14 protein-coding genes and 4 tRNA genes are annotated in these 20,673 nt (G+C 38.5%); 1 reads left to right on the top strand and 17 read right to left on the bottom strand.

Features of this window, described 5'->3' with window-relative positions:
* Positions 1-4: 4 nt before the first annotated feature.
* The 15 genes from rpsG to MTZ49_RS05615 all read right to left on the bottom strand — a co-directional run bounded on the left by rpsG (position 5) and on the right by MTZ49_RS05615 (position 14,417).
* Positions 5-478 carry a 30S ribosomal protein S7 gene (gene rpsG / locus MTZ49_RS05685; protein ID WP_201091855.1) on the bottom strand — a complete coding sequence of 158 codons (474 nt, stop codon included), beginning with the start codon at positions 476-478 and terminating at the stop codon, positions 5-7.
* 83 nt (positions 479-561) lie between these two features.
* Positions 562-933: a 30S ribosomal protein S12 gene (rpsL, locus tag MTZ49_RS05680; protein ID WP_264747385.1), complete on the bottom strand. Its 372-nt coding sequence runs from the start codon at positions 931-933 to the stop codon at positions 562-564.
* A gap of 131 nt (positions 934-1,064) precedes the next feature.
* Positions 1,065-5,270: a DNA-directed RNA polymerase subunit beta' gene (gene rpoC / locus MTZ49_RS05675; protein ID WP_264747384.1), complete on the bottom strand. Its 4,206-nt coding sequence runs from the start codon at positions 5,268-5,270 to the stop codon at positions 1,065-1,067.
* A gap of 62 nt (positions 5,271-5,332) precedes the next feature.
* Complete coding sequence (rpoB, locus tag MTZ49_RS05670) at positions 5,333-9,403, bottom strand: DNA-directed RNA polymerase subunit beta (RefSeq protein ID WP_264747383.1); 4,071 nt, start codon at positions 9,401-9,403, stop codon at positions 5,333-5,335.
* Between the two features lie 181 nt (positions 9,404-9,584).
* The gene (rplL, locus tag MTZ49_RS05665; RefSeq protein WP_264747382.1) at positions 9,585-9,956 is read right to left on the bottom strand and encodes a 50S ribosomal protein L7/L12; all 372 of its coding nucleotides are present in this window, start codon (positions 9,954-9,956) and stop codon (positions 9,585-9,587) included.
* 79 nt (positions 9,957-10,035) lie between these two features.
* Positions 10,036-10,527: a 50S ribosomal protein L10 gene (gene rplJ / locus MTZ49_RS05660; protein WP_264747381.1), complete on the bottom strand. Its 492-nt coding sequence runs from the start codon at positions 10,525-10,527 to the stop codon at positions 10,036-10,038.
* Positions 10,528-10,720: 193 nt separating this feature from the next.
* Complete coding sequence (gene rplA / locus MTZ49_RS05655; protein WP_264747380.1) at positions 10,721-11,416, bottom strand: 50S ribosomal protein L1; 696 nt, start codon at positions 11,414-11,416, stop codon at positions 10,721-10,723.
* The gene (gene rplK / locus MTZ49_RS05650) at positions 11,416-11,847 is read right to left on the bottom strand and encodes a 50S ribosomal protein L11 (RefSeq protein ID WP_264747379.1); all 432 of its coding nucleotides are present in this window, start codon (positions 11,845-11,847) and stop codon (positions 11,416-11,418) included. Before rplK ends, rplA begins: the two co-directional genes overlap by 1 nt.
* An 89-nt stretch (positions 11,848-11,936) precedes the next feature.
* Positions 11,937-12,470, bottom strand: a complete 534-nt coding sequence (nusG, locus tag MTZ49_RS05645) for a transcription termination/antitermination protein NusG (protein ID WP_201091871.1) — start codon at positions 12,468-12,470, stop codon at positions 11,937-11,939.
* A 6-nt stretch (positions 12,471-12,476) separates the two neighbouring features.
* Positions 12,477-12,851, bottom strand: coding sequence for a preprotein translocase subunit SecE (gene secE, locus MTZ49_RS05640; protein WP_264747378.1), 375 nt, complete (start codon positions 12,849-12,851; stop codon positions 12,477-12,479).
* A 55-nt stretch (positions 12,852-12,906) separates the two neighbouring features.
* Positions 12,907-12,982 (bottom strand) — tRNA-Trp (locus MTZ49_RS05635).
* A gap of 112 nt (positions 12,983-13,094) precedes the next feature.
* A tRNA-Thr gene (locus MTZ49_RS05630) sits at positions 13,095-13,170 on the bottom strand.
* Between the two features lie 14 nt (positions 13,171-13,184).
* A tRNA-Gly gene (locus MTZ49_RS05625) sits at positions 13,185-13,258 on the bottom strand.
* Between the two features lie 19 nt (positions 13,259-13,277).
* A tRNA-Tyr gene (locus tag MTZ49_RS05620) sits at positions 13,278-13,362 on the bottom strand.
* Positions 13,363-13,466: 104 nt separating this feature from the next.
* Positions 13,467-14,417: an acetyl-CoA carboxylase carboxyltransferase subunit alpha gene (locus MTZ49_RS05615; protein ID WP_264747377.1), complete on the bottom strand. Its 951-nt coding sequence runs from the start codon at positions 14,415-14,417 to the stop codon at positions 13,467-13,469.
* A 154-nt stretch (positions 14,418-14,571) separates the two neighbouring features.
* Here MTZ49_RS05615 and MTZ49_RS05610 point away from each other — a divergent pair, with 154 nt between their 5' ends.
* The gene (locus MTZ49_RS05610) at positions 14,572-15,312 is read left to right on the top strand and encodes a TPM domain-containing protein (protein WP_264747376.1); all 741 of its coding nucleotides are present in this window, start codon (positions 14,572-14,574) and stop codon (positions 15,310-15,312) included.
* 77 nt (positions 15,313-15,389) lie between these two features.
* Here the strand turns inward: MTZ49_RS05610 and MTZ49_RS05605 are convergent, their stop codons facing one another.
* On the bottom strand, positions 15,390-16,790 hold the full coding sequence (locus MTZ49_RS05605) for a sulfatase-like hydrolase/transferase (RefSeq protein ID WP_264747375.1): 1,401 nt from the start codon (positions 16,788-16,790) through the stop codon (positions 15,390-15,392).
* 64 nt (positions 16,791-16,854) lie between these two features.
* A complete protein-coding gene (gene dnaE / locus MTZ49_RS05600; protein WP_264747374.1) occupies positions 16,855-20,376 on the bottom strand; it encodes a DNA polymerase III subunit alpha in 3,522 nt (1,173 codons plus the stop codon).
* Positions 20,377-20,673: the final 297 nt, after the last annotated feature.

Here is a 20,673-nt window from a genome sequence, read left to right as displayed (position 1 = left end):
ACAGTTAAAAGCGATAGTGAGAGAATGCTTTGTTGGCTTCAGCCATACGATGCACGTCTTCACGCTTCTTAACTGCTGCTCCTTTGCCTTCAGAAGCATCTAATAATTCACCCGCTAGTCTTAGCGCCATAGATTTTTCACCGCGCTTACGGGAAGCATCTACTAACCAGCGCATTGCTAGCGCATTACGGCGTGATGGGCGTACTTCTACCGGCACCTGATAAGTTGCACCACCTACACGGCGTGACTTTACTTCTACTAAGGGAGCGATAGCCTCAAGTGCTTTTTCGAAGAACTCTAAAGGTTGCTCGGTATTTTTACGCTGTTTAATGGTTTCAAGTGCACCGTAAACGATACGTTCGGCGACTGCTTTTTTACCACTTTCCATCACGTGATTGATAAACTTAGCGAGAATTTGACTTCCATACTTAGGATCATCAAGAATTTCACGCTTCGCTGCGACACGACGTCTTGGCATTGGATAAGCCCTCTAAAACGGTCTTCAGGTTAGTTCGGGATAACCCCGTCCTTACTCTTATCGACTCAATAAAAAATTAAAAATTACTTAGGACGCTTCGCGCCATATTTTGAACGAGCTTGCTTACGGTCTTTAACACCAGTAGTGTCTAAAGAACCACGCACAGTGTGGTAACGCACACCTGGTAAGTCTTTAACACGACCACCACGGATAAGCACAACACTATGCTCTTGCAAGTTATGACCTTCACCACCGATGTAGGAAGTCACTTCGTAACCATTAGTTAAACGCACACGACATACTTTACGCATAGCCGAGTTTGGTTTTTTAGGTGTAGTTGTGTAAACACGTACACAAACTCCACGACGTTGGGGGCAGCGCTGCAAAGCTGGCACGTCACTTTTTTCGACGAGACGCTTGCGAGGCTTGCGCACCAATTGATTAATTGTTGCCATCTATCGCTCCACGAAACATTTTTACAACATAATAAAAATGGCGAGGCAAAACCCCGCCAAATTTAGGGATATAAAGTCTAAAGACAATCAATCCCCACGTCAAGCAAACAATGATATTTTGTCAATATAACTTAATTTTCTGTTAAGTTTAATGCTTCTGTTAATGCTGCTTCCACTTCATCAGCACTCACTTGCGCATTTGGATCAATATCACGTTTTTGTTTGCGTTCATTATGGTAAGTCAAACCAGTACCTGCTGGTATCAAACGACCCACCACAACGTTTTCTTTAAGTCCACGTAAATAATCACGTTTACCTGTTACCGCTGCCTCAGTAAGAACACGGGTAGTTTCTTGGAATGAAGCCGCAGAGATAAAGGACTCTGTAGATAATGATGCTTTAGTAATACCTAATAAAATCCGCTCATATTTTGCTGGGAATTTATTAGCTGCTACTAGCTCTTCATTTTCTTCAAGTACTTTAGTTAATTCCGCCTGATCACCTTTGATTAAGCTTGAATCACCTGTTTCAGAAACTTCTACTTTACGTAACATTTGGCGTAAGATCGTTTCAATATGCTTATCATTAATCTTCACACCTTGTAAACGATAAACTTCTTGAATCTCTTGCACGATATAATGTGCTAAAGCAGAAACGCCTAATAAACGTAAAATATCATGTGGATTGCTAGGGCCATCTGAAATTACTTCACCACGGCTTACTTGCTCACCCTCAAACACGTTAAGGTGACGCCATTTTGGAATTAACTCTTCATATGGCTCTGCACCATCAGTTGGAGTAATCACTAAACGACGTTTACCTTTAGTTTCTTTACCGAAAGAAATCGTACCACTAATTTCTGCAAGAATTGCAGGCTCTTTCGGACGACGTGCTTCAAACAGATCGGCCACTCGAGGTAGACCACCCGTAATATCACGAGTTTTAACAGTTTCTGTTGGGATACGGGCAATAACTTCACCGATACCAATCTTCGCACCATCAGTAATGTTTACTAAGGCGTTAGCAGGTAATAAGTATTGCGCTGGCACATCAGTACCTGGTAATAATAAATCCTTACCTTTTGCATCAATTAATTTAACTGCTGGACGAATATCTTTACCCGCCACTGGACGATCTTTAGGATCCATTACCTGAATATTGGTTAAACCCGTTAATTCATCCGCTTGACGCTTAATGGTAATGCCTTCCTCCATACCTACGAAAGAAACCATACCTTCAACTTCAGAAACAATCGGGTGAGTACTTGGATCCCACTTAGCAATTACTGCACCTGGAGCTACTTTGTCACCATCATTAATAGTGATTACAGCACCATAAGGTAATTTATAACGCTCACGCTCACGGCCAAACTCATCAGCAACGGCTAACTCACCAGAACGAGATACAGCTACTAGGGCACCATCAGCACGTACTACATGTTTTAAGTTGTGTAAACGAACTGTACCACCATTTTTAACTTGAACGCTATCAGCTGCTGCACTTCGGCTTGCTGCACCACCAATATGGAAAGTACGCATGGTTAACTGAGTACCTGGTTCACCAATTGACTGAGCAGCAATAACACCTACTGACTCACCCATATTTACAAGGTGACCACGTGCTAAATCACGACCATAGCATTGAGCACATAAACCATAACGTGACTCACAGGTAATTGGCGAACGTACAAATATTTCGTCAACATTCATTTGTTCAACAAACTCAACCCATTTCTCGTCAAGTAAAGTACCTGCTGGGATGATTACTTCATTCTTGCTACCTGGTTTAATAACATCATTTGCAACGACACGACCTAATACACGTTCAGCCAATGGCTCAACCACTTCACCGCCTTCAATATAGGCAGTCATCAACAAGCCTTGATCTGTACCACAATCACGCTCATTTACTACTAAGTCTTGTGCTACGTCTACTAAACGACGGGTTAAGTAACCAGAGTTAGCTGTTTTTAATGCGGTATCTGCTAGACCTTTACGAGCACCGTGGGTAGAAATAAAGTACTGTAATACGTTTAGGCCTTCACGGAAGTTCGCAATAATTGGTGTTTCAATAATAGAGCCATCTGGTTTCGCCATCAAACCACGCATACCAGCTAACTGACGAATCTGTGCTGCAGAACCCCGCGCACCTGAGTCAGCCATCATATACATAGAATTGAAAGACTCTTGCTCAACTTCTTTACCTTCACGATCAATAACCTTTTCTTTAGAAAGGTTAGCCATCATTGCTTTTGATACTTCATCGTTCGCTTTTGACCAAAGATCGATTACCTTATTGTACTTCTCACCTTGTGTTACCAGACCAGAAGCATATTGGCTTTCAATCTCTTTCACTTCACGAGTAGCACTTTCAATAATACGTCTTTTCTCATCAGGAATAACAAAGTCATTCACGCCAATAGATACACCTGATAAGGTAGAGTATGCAAAACCTGTATACATTAATTGGTCAGCAAAAATTACGGTGTCTTTTAAACCCACTGTACGATAAGCTTGGTTAATTAGCTTAGAAATTGCTTTCTTCTTCATAGGTTGATTAACCACATCAAAAGATAAGCCATCTGGTACAATTTGGAATAATAGTGCACGACCAATAGTAGTATCTACAATACGAGTATTTTTAGTAATTTCACCTGTATCACGATCTTTAACTACTTCATTAATACGCACTTTTACTTTCGCATGTAAAGCTGCTTCGCCTGAACGGTAAGCACGATCCACTTCTTGCAAATCAGCAAAGGCACGACCTTCACCTTTAGCGTTTACTGCTTCACGGGTCATATAATAAAGACCTAGTACCACGTCTTGTGAAGGTACGATAATAGGTTCACCGTTAGCAGGTGATAATACGTTATTAGTAGACATCATTAACGCACGAGCTTCTAATTGAGCTTCAATGGTTAATGGTACGTGTACTGCCATTTGGTCACCGTCGAAGTCAGCGTTATAAGCCGCACATACTAACGGGTGTAACTGAATAGCTTTACCTTCAATTAATACAGGTTCAAACGCTTGAATACCTAAACGGTGCAGGGTTGGTGCACGGTTTAATAATACTGGATGTTCGCGAATCACATCAGCTAGAACGTCCCATACTTCAGGTAATTCACGCTCCACCATTTTCTTAGCGGCTTTAATAGTAGTTGCAATACCACGTGCTTCTAATTTACCAAAAATAAATGGTTTGAATAACTCAAGCGCCATTTTCTTAGGTAAACCACATTGGTGTAAACGTAAAGTAGGACCTACGGTAATTACTGAACGACCAGAGTAGTCCACACGTTTACCTAATAAGTTCTGACGGAAACGACCTTGTTTACCTTTGATCATATCAGCCAAAGATTTTAAAGGACGTTTGTTAGAACCAGTAATAGCACGACCGCGACGACCATTATCTAATAGCGCATCCACAGACTCTTGTAACATACGTTTTTCGTTACGTACAATAATATCTGGTGCTGCTAAATCCAATAAACGTTTTAGACGATTATTACGGTTAATAACACGACGGTATAAGTCATTTAGATCAGATGTTGCAAAACGACCGCCATCTAATGGTACTAATGGTCTTAAATCAGGTGGAAGTACTGGTAATACAGTTAAAATCATCCACTCAGGTTTATTACCTGAGTTTTTGAAAGCTTCCATTAGTTTTAAGCGCTTAGATAGCTTTTTGATCTTAGTTTCTGAATTCGTTTGTGGAATTTCTTCACGTAAACGATTAATTTCAAACTCTAAATCAATTTGCATTAATAATTCACGAATTGCTTCAGCACCCATCCGTGCATCAAACTCATCAGCAAACTCTTCTAAGGCTTCAAAGTATTGTTCATCATTTAATAATTGACCTTTCTCTAAGGTAGTCATACCTGGATCAATTACTACATAGCTTTCGAAATAGAGCACACGCTCAATATCACGAAGCGTCATATCTAATAATAAGCCAATACGTGATGGTAATGATTTTAAGAACCAAATATGTGCTGTAGGTGAAGCTAACTCAATATGCCCCATACGCTCACGACGTACTTTCGTTAAGGCAACTTCAACACCACATTTTTCACAGATCACACCACGGTGCTTTAAACGTTTATATTTTCCACATAAACATTCATAGTCTTTTACTGGACCAAAGATTTTGGCACAGAATAAACCATCACGCTCAGGTTTAAAGGTACGATAGTTAATGGTTTCTGGCTTTTTAACTTCACCAAAAGACCATGAACGAATCATTTCAGGCGAAGCCAAACCAATGCGGATCGCATCGAATTCACCGGATTGACCTTGATTTTTCAATAAATTAAGCAAATCTTTCAAAGCTTTTCCTCCTAACGGAGCAGGAACAGCACATTATTGTCTGTTCCACTGCTAAACACGTGTTATTCAGTTTCCAGTTCGATATCGATACCAAGTGAACGGATTTCTTTAATCAATACGTTAAAGGATTCTGGCATACCAGCTTCCATTGTATGATTACCATCCACGATGTTTTTATACATCTTAGTACGGCCGTTCACATCATCCGACTTCACAGTCAACATTTCTTGTAAGGTGTAAGCTGCACCATATGCTTCTAGCGCCCACACTTCCATCTCACCGAACCGCTGACCACCAAATTGTGCTTTACCACCTAAAGGTTGTTGCGTTACAAGGCTATAAGAACCTGTAGAACGAGCATGCATCTTATCATCCACTAAGTGGTTAAGTTTCAACATGTACATATAACCTACAGTTACTGGACGCTCGAAAGCATCACCTGTACGGCCATTATATAAACGCATTTGACCAGACTCAGGCATATCTGCTAGTTTTAGCATTGCCTTGATTTCTGTTTCCTTAGCACCATCGAATACAGCGGTAGCCATAGGAACACCTTTACGTAGGTTATTAGCTAGATTAATAACTTCTTGATCTGTTAATTCATCAATATTTTCTTGACGACCACCAATCTCATTATAAATCTCATTTAAGAACTCACGCATTTCAGCTACTTTACGCTGTTCTTCTAACATACGATTGATCTTAACGCCTAAACCTTTTGCAGCCAAACCTAAATGGGTTTCTAGAATTTGTCCCACGTTCATACGTGATGGTACGCCCAATGGATTTAATACAATATCTACTGGCTCGCCGTTTTCATCATATGGCATATCTTCCACAGGCATGATCACTGATACCACACCTTTGTTACCATGACGACCAGCCATCTTATCACCCGGCTGAATACGACGTTTAACCGCTAAGTAAACTTTAACAATTTTTAGAACACCAGGTGCTAAATCATCACCTTGTTGCAGCTTACGTTTCTTATCTTCGAACTTCTCATCCAATAACTTACGACGATCAGCAAGATAAGCTTGTGCTTTTTCCAACTGATCATTAAGTGCATCATCAGTCATACGAATCTTGAACCATTGACCATGTTCAATATCATCAAGAATCTCTTGGGTTAATGCTGTACCTTTCTTAAGGCCTGCACCACCATCCGCTTTATTACCTACTAAGGCTGCACTTAAACGCTCGAAGGTAGCCGTTTCAACGATACGGAACTCTTCGTTTAAGTCTTTACGAATCGCATCTAACTGAGATTTCTCAATAGCTAAAGCACGCGCATCACGCTCTACACCTTCACGTGTAAACACTTGAACATCAATTACTGTACCTTTCGTTGCAGTAGGCACACGTAGTGAAGTATCTTTTACATCACTGGCTTTTTCACCAAAGATAGCACGTAATAGCTTTTCTTCTGGTGTTAATTGTGTTTCACCTTTAGGGGTTACTTTACCCACTAAAATATCACCCGGTTGAACTTCAGCACCTACGTAAACAATACCTGACTCATCTAACTTATTAAGAGCCATCTCACCTACGTTAGGAATATCTGAGGTAATTTCTTCTGGGCCAAGTTTAGTATCACGGGATACACAAGTTAATTCTTGAATATGGATAGTAGTAAAACGATCTTCTTGCACTACACGCTCAGATAATAAAATCGAGTCTTCGAAGTTATAACCATTCCAAGGCATAAACGCAACCCGCATATTTTGACCAAGTGCCAATTCACCCATATCGGTAGAAGGACCATCTGCTAAAATATCGCCACGGGCAACCACATCGCCTTTTTGTACTAAAGGTGTTTGGTTAATACAAGTGTTTTGGTTAGAACGGGTATATTTAGTTAGGTTGTAAATATCAACCCCAGCTTCACCTGTTTCAACCTCATCATCGGCAACACGTACCACGATACTACTAGCGTCCACTGAATCGATCACACCGCCACGGGTTGCAACCACGCACACACCAGAGTCACGAGCCACATAACGCTCCATACCCGTACCTACTAACGGTTTATCCGCTAATAAGGTAGGCACTGCTTGACGTTGCATGTTTGAACCCATCAAAGCACGGTTCGCATCGTCATGCTCCAAGAATGGAATTAATGAAGCAGCTACTGACACAACTTGTTTAGGAGATACATCCATTAAGGTCACATCTTCTGGTGCCTTAACAGTGAATTCGTTCATATGACGAACGGCTACTAACTCTTCAACCAATTTACCTTTTTCTAACTTAGCACTGGCCTGTGCAATTACATGATCAGCTTCTTCAATAGCTGATAAGTAAACTATCTCATCAGTTACTTTTGTATTTTTAACGACACGATATGGGCTTTCTAAGAAACCATATTCATTAGTACGCGCATAAGCAGCTAATGAGTTAATCAAACCAATATTTGGACCTTCAGGCGTTTCAATTGGACATACACGACCATAATGAGTTGGATGTACGTCACGCACCTCAAAACCAGCACGCTCGCGAGTTAAACCACCTGGGCCTAATGCTGAAACACGACGTTTATGAGTGATCTCAGATAATGGATTATTTTGATCCATAAACTGTGATAACTGACTAGCACCAAAGAATTCTTTGATAGCAGCAGCTACTGGTTTAGCATTAATTAAATCTTGTGGCATTAAACCTTCGCTTTCCGCCATTGATAAACGTTCTTTAACCGCACGCTCAACACGCACTAAACCAACACGGAATTGGTTTTCAGCCATTTCACCAACGCAACGTACACGGCGGTTACCTAAGTGGTCAATATCATCCACTGTACCTTTACCATTACGAATAGCCACTAAAGTTTTTAGAACATCAATAATATCTTCTTTACTTAATACGCCAGAACCTTCAATTTCTTCACGACCAATACGGCGATTAAACTTCATACGACCTACCGTTGATAAATCGTAACGTTCTGCTGAGAAGAATAAATTACCAAATAAATTCTCAGCCGCATCCTTGGTTGGAGGCTCGCCAGGACGCATCATACGGTAAATTTCAACTAAGGCTTCTAATTGATTGCTAGTGCTATCATTTTTCAAGGTATCAGAAATAAATGGACCACAATCAATATCATTGGTATAAATCGTTTCGATACGTTTTACACCAGCCTTTACTAATTTTGCTAATAATTCAGTAGTAATCTCTGTATTACATCCAGCAATGATTTCACCAGTTGCTGGATCAGCCACATCATGCGCTAAAGTACGGCCTAAAATATAGTCTAGCCCTACTTCAAGCTCTGTAATACCTGCCTTTTCTAATAAATTAATATGACGAGCAGTAATCCGACGACCTTGTTCAACAATTACTTTGCCTTTCTCATCACGAATATCAAAAGCAGCAATTTCACCACGTAAACGGGATGCCACTAATTCTAAAGTTAAATGATCATCTTTAACATTAAAGATATTAGTATCATAGAATTCGTTCAGAATTTCTTCTGTAGTATAGTTTAAAGCACGTAATAATACAGAAACAGGTAGTTTACGACGGCGATCAATACGTACGAACACTTGATCTTTAGGGTCAAATTCAAAATCTAACCATGAGCCACGGTAAGGAATAATACGCGCTGAATATAACAGCTTACCTGAACTATGTGTTTTGCCACGATCATGGTCAAAGAACACACCTGGACTACGATGTAATTGAGATACAATTACCCGCTCAGTACCATTAATAATAAAAGTACCATTATCAGTCATTAAAGGTACTTCGCCCATATAGACTTCTTGTTCTTTAATATCTTTAATCGCTTTATTAGATGACTCACGATCAAAAATAATTAAACGAACCTTAACGCGTAAAGGTACTGCATAGGTAATGCCACGTAAAATACATTCTTTAACATCAAATGCCGGCTCGCTAAAGCGGTAGCCCACATATTCTAGGGCAGCACTGCCTGAATTGCTAAGAATTGGAAAGACGGATTTAAAAGCTGCATGTAACCCTTTATCACGGAGTTGCTCTTTACTAACGCCTTTCTGTAAAAATTCTTTATAAGAATCTAACTGAATCGCTAGTAAATAGGGTACATCCATAACATCCGGCAACTTACTAAAATCTTTGCGGATACGTTTTTTTTCAGTATAAGAGTAAGCCATCGTGCGCCCCAGTGGTAATCTGGTTAAACTCATTCAATATAAATGAGCCTGAAAAAATCTTTAATTTCAAGGAGTTAACTCCTCAATTATAGCCCTAAGCTATAACGGAAAAAGGCCGGTGGCAAAAGCCACCAGCCATCAGCTCTATTTTAATGTTGGAGCTGCCAACATTAAGCTAAACTTACTTAAGTTCAACCTTAGCACCAGCTTCTTCAAGTGCTTTCTTAGCTGCTTCAGCTTCGTCTTTAGTAGCGCCTTCTTTAACAACACCTGGAGCACCATCAACAACTGCTTTAGCTTCTTTAAGACCTAAACCAGTGATTTCACGTACTGCTTTAATTACGTTAACTTTCTTATCACCAGCTTCAGCTAAGAAGATAGTGAATTCAGTTTTCTCTTCAGCAGCTTCAGCACCAGCACCAGCAGGACCAGCAACTACAGCAGCAGCAGCAGAAACACCAAATTTTTCTTCCATTGCTTTAATTAATTCAACAACTTGCATTACTGACATTTCAGAAACTGCATTGATGATATCTTCGTTAGTAAGAGCCATAACTCTAAATTCCTATATAATTGAAATGGTTAAAAAACCATTAAATAACTTGTTAAACCAATAAACTTTCGCAGAAAAATTAAGCTGCAGAAGCTTCTTTTTGTGCTTGGATAGCGGCCAATGTACGAACAAACTTGCTAGTTGCACCTTGAATAACACTCATCAATTGTGAAATAGCTTCGTCGTATGTTGGTAAGCTTGCTAAAGCATCAGCTGCAATCAAATTGCCTTCAAAAGCGGCAGCTTTGATTTCGAACTTCTCTTGACCTTTTGCAAAATCTTTGAAAATACGGGCAGCAGCGCCTGGATGTTCATTAGAGAAAGCAATTAAGGTAGGGCCTTTAAATGTATCAGTAAGTACTTCAAATGGAGTACCTTCTACTACACGGCGAAGTAGTGTATTACGCACAACGCGCATATATACACCAGATTCACGAGCCTGTTTACGAAGTCCAGTCATAGCACTTACAGTCACGCCACGTGCATCAACAACAACGGCGGATAAAGCGCTTTTAGCAGCCTCGCTGACTTCAGCAACAATCGCTTTTTTGTCTTCGAGTTTAATTGCCACGGGTTTACTCCTGGATGTTCCATTAAACTTAATAGTTATCTATTAAGCGGTTTTGGTGTCTGATTCATTGGAATCGGGAGCACCATCTGCGTAGGCCTATAAGATTAAGGTTAACCACCTACGGTCTTGGATAGCCCCCGCCAGGCAGGGACCCCAATCTAGTTAGCATCATTTATCAATGATGCAATAATTCTTAAATATTTAAAGATGCCTGATCGATTTGTAACCCTGGACCCATTGTTGAGCTAAGAGTAACACGCTTCAAGTAAACACCTTTTGAAGTAGAAGGTTTTAAACGTTTAATTTCAGTTAGTAACGCTTCTAAGTTTTCTTTTAATTTAACTGGTTCAAAGTCAACTTTACCAATAGAGGCATGGATAATACCTTCTTTATTAGTACGGAAACGAACTTGACCAGCTTTAGCACTTTTAACAGCAGTAGCAACATCTGGAGTTACAGTACCCACTTTAGGGTTAGGCATTAAACCACGAGGACCTAATACTTGACCTAATTGACCAACCACACGCATTGCATCAGGAGAAGCGATTACTACGTCATAGTTTAAATCACCCGCTTTCATTTCAGCAGCTAATTCATCCATACCCACCTTATCTGCACCAGCAGCTAAGGCAGCTTCAGCAGCAGCACCTTGAGTGAATACAGCAACACGTACAGTTTTACCTGTACCATTAGGCATATCAGCAGCACCACGTACTACTTGATCTGACTTACGAGGGTCAACGCCTAAATTAACAGCAATATCAACTGATTCTTTAAATTTGACAGTTGATAATTCAGCTAATAATTTAGCTGCATCTTCAATTGCGTAAACTTTATTTGCTTCAACTTTTTCAGCGATAGCTTTTTGACGCTTAGTTAACTTAGCCATTATACACCCTCCACATTTAAGCCCATGCTACGAGCAGAACCAGCGATGGTGCGCAAAGCAGCGTCTAAATCAGCAGCTGTTAAATCAGCTTGTTTAGCTTTAACAATTTCTTCTAGTTGAGCACGAGTTACAGTACCCACTTTTTGTGTATTAGGCTTAGCAGAACCACTTTTAATACCAGCCGCTTTTCTTAATAATACAGCAGCAGGAGTACTCTTAGTTTCAAAAGTGAAACTACGGTCTGCGTATACAGTAATGATAACTGGTGTAGGAAGACCTGGTTCCATGCCTTGTGTTTTAGCATTGAACGCTTTACAGAATTCCATGATGTTTACACCATGTTGACCTAATGCAGGACCAACTGGTGGGCTAGGGTTAGCCTGACCGGCTTTTACTTGCAATTTAATATATGCCGTTATTTTCTTAGCCATTATATGCTCCAATGATGGGTATTAACGCTCCAAGAGCTCCCCGTTACAAACAACTCTATCCCCATAAAGGGGACAGAGATTTTTAAATATCAAACTTTTTCGACTTGACCAAACTCAAGTTCAACTGGCGTTAAACGCCCAAAAATAGAAACAGCCACTTGCACACGGCTTTTTTCGTAGTTTACTTCTTCTACAGTACCATTGAAATCAGCAAATGGTCCATCAGTCACACGAACTGTTTCACCTGGTTCAAACAATGTTCTTGGTTTAGGCTTATCACCTGTATTAGCTACACGCTGCAAAATAGCTTCTGCCTCTCTTTCAGTGATAGGTGCTGGTTTATCAGCTGTACCACCAATAAAGCCCATCACGCGAGGTGTATCTTTCACTAAGTGCCATGTACTATCATTCATTTCCATTTGCACTAGAACATAACCTGGAAAGAATTTGCGCTCACTTTTGCGTTTTTGACCACTACGCATTTCCACTACTTCTTCAGTAGGTACTAAGATTTCACCAAATTCTTCTTCTTTACCAGCTAATTTAACACGCTCTTGTAATGAACGCATTACATGCTTTTCATAGCCAGAATAGGCGTGTACCACATACCAACGTTTAGCCATGAATCATTACCCTACAATTAAAGAAACTAACCAACCAAATAGAGTATCTAAACCCCACAATATTAAAGCAGTAATAATCACTACCACGACTACAATTAATGTAGTTTGCTTAGTTTCTTGACGGGTAGGCCAAACCACTTTACGAATTTCTGCACGAGCTGATTTTAGCAAGCCAAAAAATATCTGACCTTTTTGAGTTTTCAACCCAATAAAGATAGCTAACGCTGCTAAAACTAATAAACCGACAACTCGATAAAATATAGATATATCAATAGATGCAAGATACCAATTCCCCGCAACACCAGCCACTACGAGAATAGTAACAATGATCCATTTCAGGGGATCAAGACGATAGCTTTGGGTTTCAACCTTGGTACTCATCTAAAAAGATCCTTAAGTAAGAATAAATTACCAGTTCCTATATCATTTAGGAAACTGGCAGGCCAGGAGGGAATCGAACCCCCAACCTACGGTTTTGGAGACCGTCGCTCTGCCAATTGAGCTACTGGCCTAATAAAAGGCCGGACATTATACTTACTTTAACCAACAAAAAGCAACCCCTTCCAAAATATTTTTCTCTTATTAAATATTTGTTGAAACAGAAAAGGTTTTATCCTTACACAATGGAGCTCATGAGCGGATTTGAACCGCTGACCTCACCCTTACCAAGGGTGTGCTCTACCAACTGAGCTACATGAGCAAGATTATAAAAGATGGAGCGGGCAGCGGGAATCGAACCCGCATCATCAGCTTGGAAGGCTGAGGTTCTACCACTAAACTATGCCCGCTTACTTGTCAAAAGTAATCTGGTGGAGGGGGAAGGATTCGAACCTTCGAAGTTGAAAACGTCAGATTTACAGTCTGATCCCTTTGGCCGCTCGGGAACCCCTCCAAAGTGAGGCGGCATTTTGCTTGTAAATGCCGTCGCTGTCAAGTATTTTTTAAAAAAAATTATTGTTTTTTTACTTATTCCCTTAACTTAGTAATCAAATTTAATTAAGCTAAACCATATCCCATTAAGCGCTTATAGCGCTGCTCTAATAACTCATCTGTGGTTAACTTCTGCAAATCTGCCAATTGTTTGGCTAATACAGTTCGAATATTAGTAGCGGTTATATCATAATCTCTGTGCGCACCACCTAATGGCTCTGCAATTACTTGATCAACAATATTTAAGCCTTTTAAGCGCTCAGCAGTTACACCCATAGCTTCAGCCGCATCAGGTGCTTTTTCAGCTGTTTTCCAAAGAATAGAGGCACAACCCTCTGGTGAAATCACTGAATAAATAGAGTATTGCAACATATTTAAACGATCACCCACACCAATGGCTAAAGCACCACCAGAACCACCCTCACCAATTACCGTAGCAATAATAGGTGTTTTTAAACGTGACATAACTCGTAAGTTCCAAGCAATCGCTTCACTTTGACCACGTTCTTCTGCACCAATGCCTGGATAAGCACCTGGTGTATCAATAAAGGTTAGAATAGGCATTTTAAAACGCTCAGCCAGCTCCATTAAACGACATGCTTTACGATAACCTTCTGGACGAGGCATACCAAAGTTACGGCGTACCTTCTCTTTAACGTCACGTCCTTTTTGATGCCCTATTATCACAATAGGCTTATCATCAAAACGAGCCACACCACCTACAATTGCTTCATCATCTGCATAATGGCGATCACCATGCAACTCTTCAAACTCAGTAAATAAATGATTTATATAGTCTAATGTATAGGGACGTTTAGGATGACGAGATAACTGAGTAATCTGCCAACTGGTCAAATTATTAAATAAGCTAACTGTTTTTTCTTGCTTTTCTTTTTCTAGATTGGCGATAGCTTCTGATATATTTTGAGAGTTGCCATCTTGTGCCAAACGTAATTCATCTATTTTAGCAATCAAATCGGCAATAGGCTGTTCAAAGTCAAGAAAATTTGGGTTCATAACCATCCCGCTTAGTTAAAATAATACCATAATTAATTAGCCATTATAACTTTTCATCTCTTAAACAGCTAATTAACAATTAAATTTATATTATGATAGATTATATACATAAATCATAAGTTCGTCATGGAATAACCATTTAACAAGGAAATTTATGAACTATTTACTTCGCCCACTATTTATTATTATTTTTAGTTCCCTTTTCTGCCATATAACAGTTTATGCTGAAACAGTATATCCATCACCAAACAATGATTATGTTAATGATTTTGCCAATATAGTCCATCCCACAGATAAAAGTAATTTATTAAGACAACTAGAAACTGTCGAAGAACAAACAGGCATAGAAATTGTAGTCGTTACTATTAATGCAATGGCTGACTATGGCTATACAGGCACAACTATTGAACCATTTGCCACTGACTTTTTTAATACTTGGGGTGTAGGCCATAAAGAGACTAATGATGGCATAATGATTTTAGTCTCTAAACAAGATAGAAAGGTAAGAATTGAGCTAGGCTTAGGCTATTCCTCTAAATACAATGGATTAATGAAAGATGTTATTGATGAAAAAATGCTACCTTTTTTTAAAACAGGTGACTATAGCAGAGGTATTTATGAAGGAACACAAGCAGTTATTAATAATGTCACTAAGCAAGTTTCATGGTTTTACTTCTATCGTTGGGAGTTAGGATTAACGGCTTTAGCTATTCTTTGTATTGGTGCAGCAATATCTTGTATGCGCTCAGGTAAAAAAGGGTGGGGATGGATATTTTTTACAATCGCAGGGTTTTTAATATTAATTGTTATCAAATTGCTACTAAGTGGCAATAAGAAAAGAGGAGGCTTTGGTGGTGGACGATCTGGTGGCGGTGGCGCTAGTGGATCATGGTAATAATTAACTAGCCAAATATAAAACTTGGCTAGCTAACAAAAATTTTCAATAAACGCTTAATTAATATAATGAAATAATTACTGTTTTTTATCTTTTACTTTAAAATGAATCCAATACACTTCTTTTTCAACAAAATAACTCATATTTTGTCCATTCTTATCTATAAAGAATGATGGATTATGATCACCTATTACTACCACCTCAGCCCCTGCCATTTCGGGCTTACTTACCAAATCTGCAAGAGCATCAAAATACTGTGCTTGTAACATCAAATTACGACATGTATCAATATCACGTGGGATATTAAATTTCTCACAGGAAAACCTATGATTTTTAATTTCTTTCTCTGGATAATTATAATGTGTTGTTAATGTTAGCCAATATAAAAATATCTTTTTATTATCCCCAAATTTTTCAGCAATAAATGGAACTAAACTTGGATCAAAAATAGCCCTATTCTCAAAACTATCTTTTGGTAAATCGATATCTCCCCCAAAATAAATTTCATTAAATCCAACAATTGGGTACCAATGCTTACGATCATACAAAATATCAGATAATGCATGTAGTGATATTGTATTATACCCCTGCTTAACTAATTGATTTGGCAAACACTTTTTATATCCATAGGATATATGTGCTGCAAATAAGCTACTTAAACCGAAAACTTTTGACTCACAAAGCTCTCTTAACTCACCAGAGCTTGTATTATCTCCTGCCAAGCTAGCCCCTTCATTAAAGAAATCAAAAATATCCTTTTTGGCTTTTAATTTAGCCAATATATCTTGTTGTACTTCTAAATTTTTAGGCACCCCCCATGACTCATTGACCACCAACAATAACTTAGGACTTAATTTTTCATTTTTACTAAGTTTATCAAACCAAGGCTTAGAAGCATTATCAAAGTCTGTTGGATGTAACACAACATCATCTGATAACTTCATTACTTTTTCATAATTCTTTATAAAGTAAAAAGACTGACTGCTAATTATATTTACATATAGAGATAGCGATACCACTATACCTAATATGAATGACAGGGACATTATAAGAAATAATGATTTAATATTAGCTTTTGTGGAGAAATAACATAATAAAACTAACTGAAATAAAGCTAATACTAATACACCAGCTGCATAATACTTAAAAATTGGAGGGCCATTAAATAAAGAAGCCAATAAATAAAAAAAGTCTGGCAGTGTAATTTGATAAGGAATACATCGTAAAATTATAAATAGTGCATCTATACAAAAGAAAAGTATAAATGTTATTCCACCCAAAATTTTAAAATACCTATTAGCACAGGCTAATAAGATGACAGGTAAAAAATAGTCTATATTTATAGGATATCTTGTAATGTTGATATCAATAAAAATAACAACAAGGTAAATTAAAGTATTTGGTAAAAGTATTCCAATAAGAAAAGCTTTTACAATATTATCTTTATTAAACCAATCTAGCCGTTTAAAAAATTCCACTACATTATCCCTACACACATCACTATTTCACAAATAAAAAAACCTACTGATTGAACACTACTAATTAACGATAATTCAAATAGACATTATCTCTACCAAATTGATCTCTTAGCAACTGAATCAATTGATCAGCTGGTTTAATTTGCCACTCATTGCCTAACTTTAATAACGCTGTTGCTTGCTCATTTTGATAATCTAAACTGATTGGGCAACTACCTTTATGTTGTTGTAATAAACTGGTTAACCAATTTAGTTTATCGATAGCTAACTGTTCTGGTTTAACACAGATACGTAAACTCTCTGCTAAACTTACTCGTGCATCCAATAAACTATGAACTTTTTTAACGCGTAATCTTAGTCCACCAGAAAAATCATCATGACTAACTTCACCCTCTACAACAACCATAGCATCTGTTTGTAATAAAGCCTGAAACTCACTAAAAACATCTGCAAATAAGGATGCTTCAATACGTCCTGAACGATCATCTAGTACGATAAAACCCATTTTATCGCCTTTCTTATTTTTCATCACTCGCATGCTAACAATAAGTCCAGCAATAGTTTGACTATCTCTTGAGGGTTTGAGGTCAACAATACGCTGTTTCGCAAAGCGACGTACTTCTACTTCATACTCGTCAATAGGGTGTCCTGTTAAATAGAGACCAAGAGTTTCTTTCTCCCCTTTTAGACGATCTTTAATCGATAGTTCACGAATTTTTTTGTAGGCTTGATATACATCCCCTGTTGACTCATCCACAAATAAATCAGCAAATAAATCAATATGACCGCTGTCTTTACTTCTTGCCTGTTGTTCAGCAGCTTGAATAGCATCATCCATTGCAGCAGCTAATACTGCACGATTTCTATCAACCGTGGCTTTATATGCCTTTAATTCATCATGGTAATGAGGGCCTAAACGATCTAAAGCTCCAGAGCGAATCAATGCTTCTAAGGTACGTTTATTAATACGTTTTAAATCTACCCGCTTACAGAAATCAAATAAGTCTTTAAATGGTCCTGCTTGACGAGCCTCTACAATAGCTTCAACAGGCCCTTCACCAACCCCTTTAATCGCACCTAAGCCATAAATAATTCGCTGATCATCACCTACTGTAAATTTAAATTCAGAAGCATTTACATCTGGAGCATCTATACGCAACTTCATGCTGCGGCATTCTTCAATAAGCGTAACTACTTTATCTGTGTTATGCATATCAGCAGAAAGTACAGCCGCCATAAAAGGTGCAGGGTAATGAGTTTTTAACCAAGCTGTTTGGTAGGAAACTAGGCCATAAGCAGCAGAGTGAGACTTATTAAAGCCATAACCAGCAAATTTTTCTACCAAATCAAAAATATTGCCTGCCAAATCCTGATCAATACCATTTTTCTCAGAACCCTCTAAAAAAACAGAGCGTTGCTTTGCCATTTCTTCAGGTTTCTTTTTACCCATGGCTCGACGCAACATATCCGCACCACCAAGGGTATAACCTGCCATTACTTGTGCAATTTGCATTACTTGTTCTTGATACAAGATAATGCCATAAGTAGGTGATAATACAGATCTTAAGCTCTCCAATTGATAATCAGGATGGGGAAAAGCTAATTCTGCACGACCATGTTTACGGTTTATAAAATCATCCACCATTCCTGATTGCAATGGCCCAGGCCGAAATAATGCTACCAATGCGATAATATCTTCTAAACAGTCAGGTTTAAGCTTTTTAATCAGCTCTTTCATTCCTCTAGACTCTAGCTGGAACACTGCTGTTGTTTCTGCTCGTTGTAAGAGTTTATAGGTTTTATCATCATCCAGAGGAATAAAGTTGATATCTAGAGGAGGCTCCTCCTGCTTAGCACGCTCACGATTAATAGTTGCTATTGCCCAATCAATAATGGTTAATGTTCTAAGCCCTAAAAAGTCAAATTTGACTAGACCGGCTGCTTCAACATCATCTTTATCATATTGCGTGACTAAATTATGGCCATCTTCATCACATTGTACAGGAGAAAAATCCGTTAACTTAGTAGGTGCAATAACCACCCCTCCCGCATGCTTACCTGTATTACGAGTAATACCTTCTAACTTTAAGGACATTTCCCAAATTTCGGCAGCTTCATCATCATTTTTCAGAAAATCCCTTAAGTTTTCTTCTTGCTCATAAGCTTTCTGTAAAGTCATCCCTATTTCAAAAGGAATCATTTTTGATAATCGATCGGCTAAACCATATGATTTACCCTGCACGCGTGCCACATCTCGTACAACCCCCTTAGCAGCCATTGTACCAAAGGTAATAATTTGACTAACTGCGTTACGACCATAGGTTTCAGCCACATAGTCAATCACTCGGTCACGACCATCCATACAGAAATCCACGTCAAAGTCAGGCATGGAGATCCGCTCTGGATTTAAAAAACGTTCAAACAGTAAATCATACGCTAGTGGGTCAAGGTCAGTAATTTTTAAAGAATACGCTACTAAGGAACCCGCCCCAGAACCACGACCCGGTCCTACAGGCACACCATTATTCTTGGCCCATTTAATAAAGTCCATCACAATAAGGAAGTAACCAGGGAAACCCATTTGAATAATAATATCTAACTCAAATTTCAAACGGTCTAAATACACTTGTTTTTTTGCATCGTAATCAGGTGTATCTTTAGGTAAGGTATGCGTTAACCTTTCTTCTAAACCATCCAAAGACTCTTTACGGAAAAAATCATCCATGGTCATGCCTTCAGGCACAGGATAATTAGGTAAGAAATACTTGCCTAACTGTACTTTAATATTACAACGCTTGGCAATTTCAACTGTATTTTCTAAAGCCTCTGGCAAGTCACTAAATAACTCAGCCATCTCCTCTGGTGTTTTTAAATATTGCTGATTACTATAAAAACGTGGTCGCTTTGAATCATCTAATACCCTTCCCTCACCAATACAAACTCTTGTTTCATGTGCTTCAAACTCTTCTTCAGTTAAAAAACGTACATCATTGGTAGCAACCAAAGGCACATCATGTCGAGAAGCTAGAGCCACCGCTGCATGGAGGTATTCTTCTTCTTGTGGTCTATTAGTACGTTGTACTTCTAAATAAAAACTATCTTTAAAATAATTAAGCCATTCTTTTAATAACTCATCGGCATCATTAGGGTTATTAGATAACAAAGCTTGTCCTATTTCCCCTTCCCTTGCACCTGATAAAGCAATTAAGCCTTCTGCTGCGACCTTTACCCAGTCTCGCTCGACTATGATCATTCCTTCACTTTGGCCTTGTTCAAAGCCTTTTGAAATAAGCTCTGTTAAATTACGATAGCCTTGCTCATTCATTACCAATAAAGTTAAACGGCTCACAGGCCCATCAGGAAAACGACTGGCTACCCATAAGTCAGCTCCACAGATAGGTTTAATCCCTGAACTATTGGCAGTTTTATAAAATTTAATTAAGGCGCATAAATTATTCTGATCAGTTACTGCTACTGCTGGCATATTAGCGGCAGTTGCTGCTTTAATCAGTGGCTTCACTCTTACTAAACCATCAACCAGTGAATATTCAGTGTGAACACGTAAATGAACGAAAGAAACAGCCATTATCTATAAACCTAAGTAATACTAAAAAGAAGCTATTTTACCTCTCTCTTATCTATTAAGGTAAATTAATTCCATATAACTTTGTTTCTCACCAAGTATCAAAGATAACAAGCTTATCCAACCATTGTTTTGTAATTATCATATCTATTTACAATTTGCTGGAACTAACCCGTCTTATAATTGATCTATTATTACACTAAGACGAATTTGCTATTTTTATCAAAAGCTCCCTTATGTTAAGTTGATTTTAACAAGATAGTGAAAACAGTCTCTAATATTTAAATATAAGGAATACAT

Origin of the sequence: Entomomonas sp. E2T0 (genome assembly GCF_025985425.1) — a bacterium.
In the GTDB taxonomy this organism is placed as follows: domain Bacteria; phylum Pseudomonadota; class Gammaproteobacteria; order Pseudomonadales; family Pseudomonadaceae; genus Entomomonas.
This window is presented reverse-complemented; position numbering and strand designations above follow the sequence as displayed.

Coding starts and splice junctions, on each gene's coding strand:
- rpoB (WP_264747383.1), bottom strand. CDS start 9,403: ATGGCTTACTCTTATACTGAAAAAAAACGTATCCGCAAAGATTTTAGT.
- dnaE (WP_264747374.1), bottom strand. CDS start 20,376: ATGGCTGTTTCTTTCGTTCATTTACGTGTTCACACTGAATATTCACTG.
- MTZ49_RS05615 (WP_264747377.1), bottom strand. CDS start 14,417: ATGAACCCAAATTTTCTTGACTTTGAACAGCCTATTGCCGATTTGATT.
- MTZ49_RS05610 (WP_264747376.1), top strand. CDS start 14,572: ATGAACTATTTACTTCGCCCACTATTTATTATTATTTTTAGTTCCCTT.
- rpsL (WP_264747385.1), bottom strand. CDS start 933: ATGGCAACAATTAATCAATTGGTGCGCAAGCCTCGCAAGCGTCTCGTC.
- rplK (WP_264747379.1), bottom strand. CDS start 11,847: ATGGCTAAGAAAATAACGGCATATATTAAATTGCAAGTAAAAGCCGGT.
- rpsG (WP_201091855.1), bottom strand. CDS start 478: ATGCCAAGACGTCGTGTCGCAGCGAAGCGTGAAATTCTTGATGATCCT.
- rplA (WP_264747380.1), bottom strand. CDS start 11,416: ATGGCTAAGTTAACTAAGCGTCAAAAAGCTATCGCTGAAAAAGTTGAA.
- rplL (WP_264747382.1), bottom strand. CDS start 9,956: ATGGCTCTTACTAACGAAGATATCATCAATGCAGTTTCTGAAATGTCA.
- secE (WP_264747378.1), bottom strand. CDS start 12,851: ATGAGTACCAAGGTTGAAACCCAAAGCTATCGTCTTGATCCCCTGAAA.
- nusG (WP_201091871.1), bottom strand. CDS start 12,470: ATGGCTAAACGTTGGTATGTGGTACACGCCTATTCTGGCTATGAAAAG.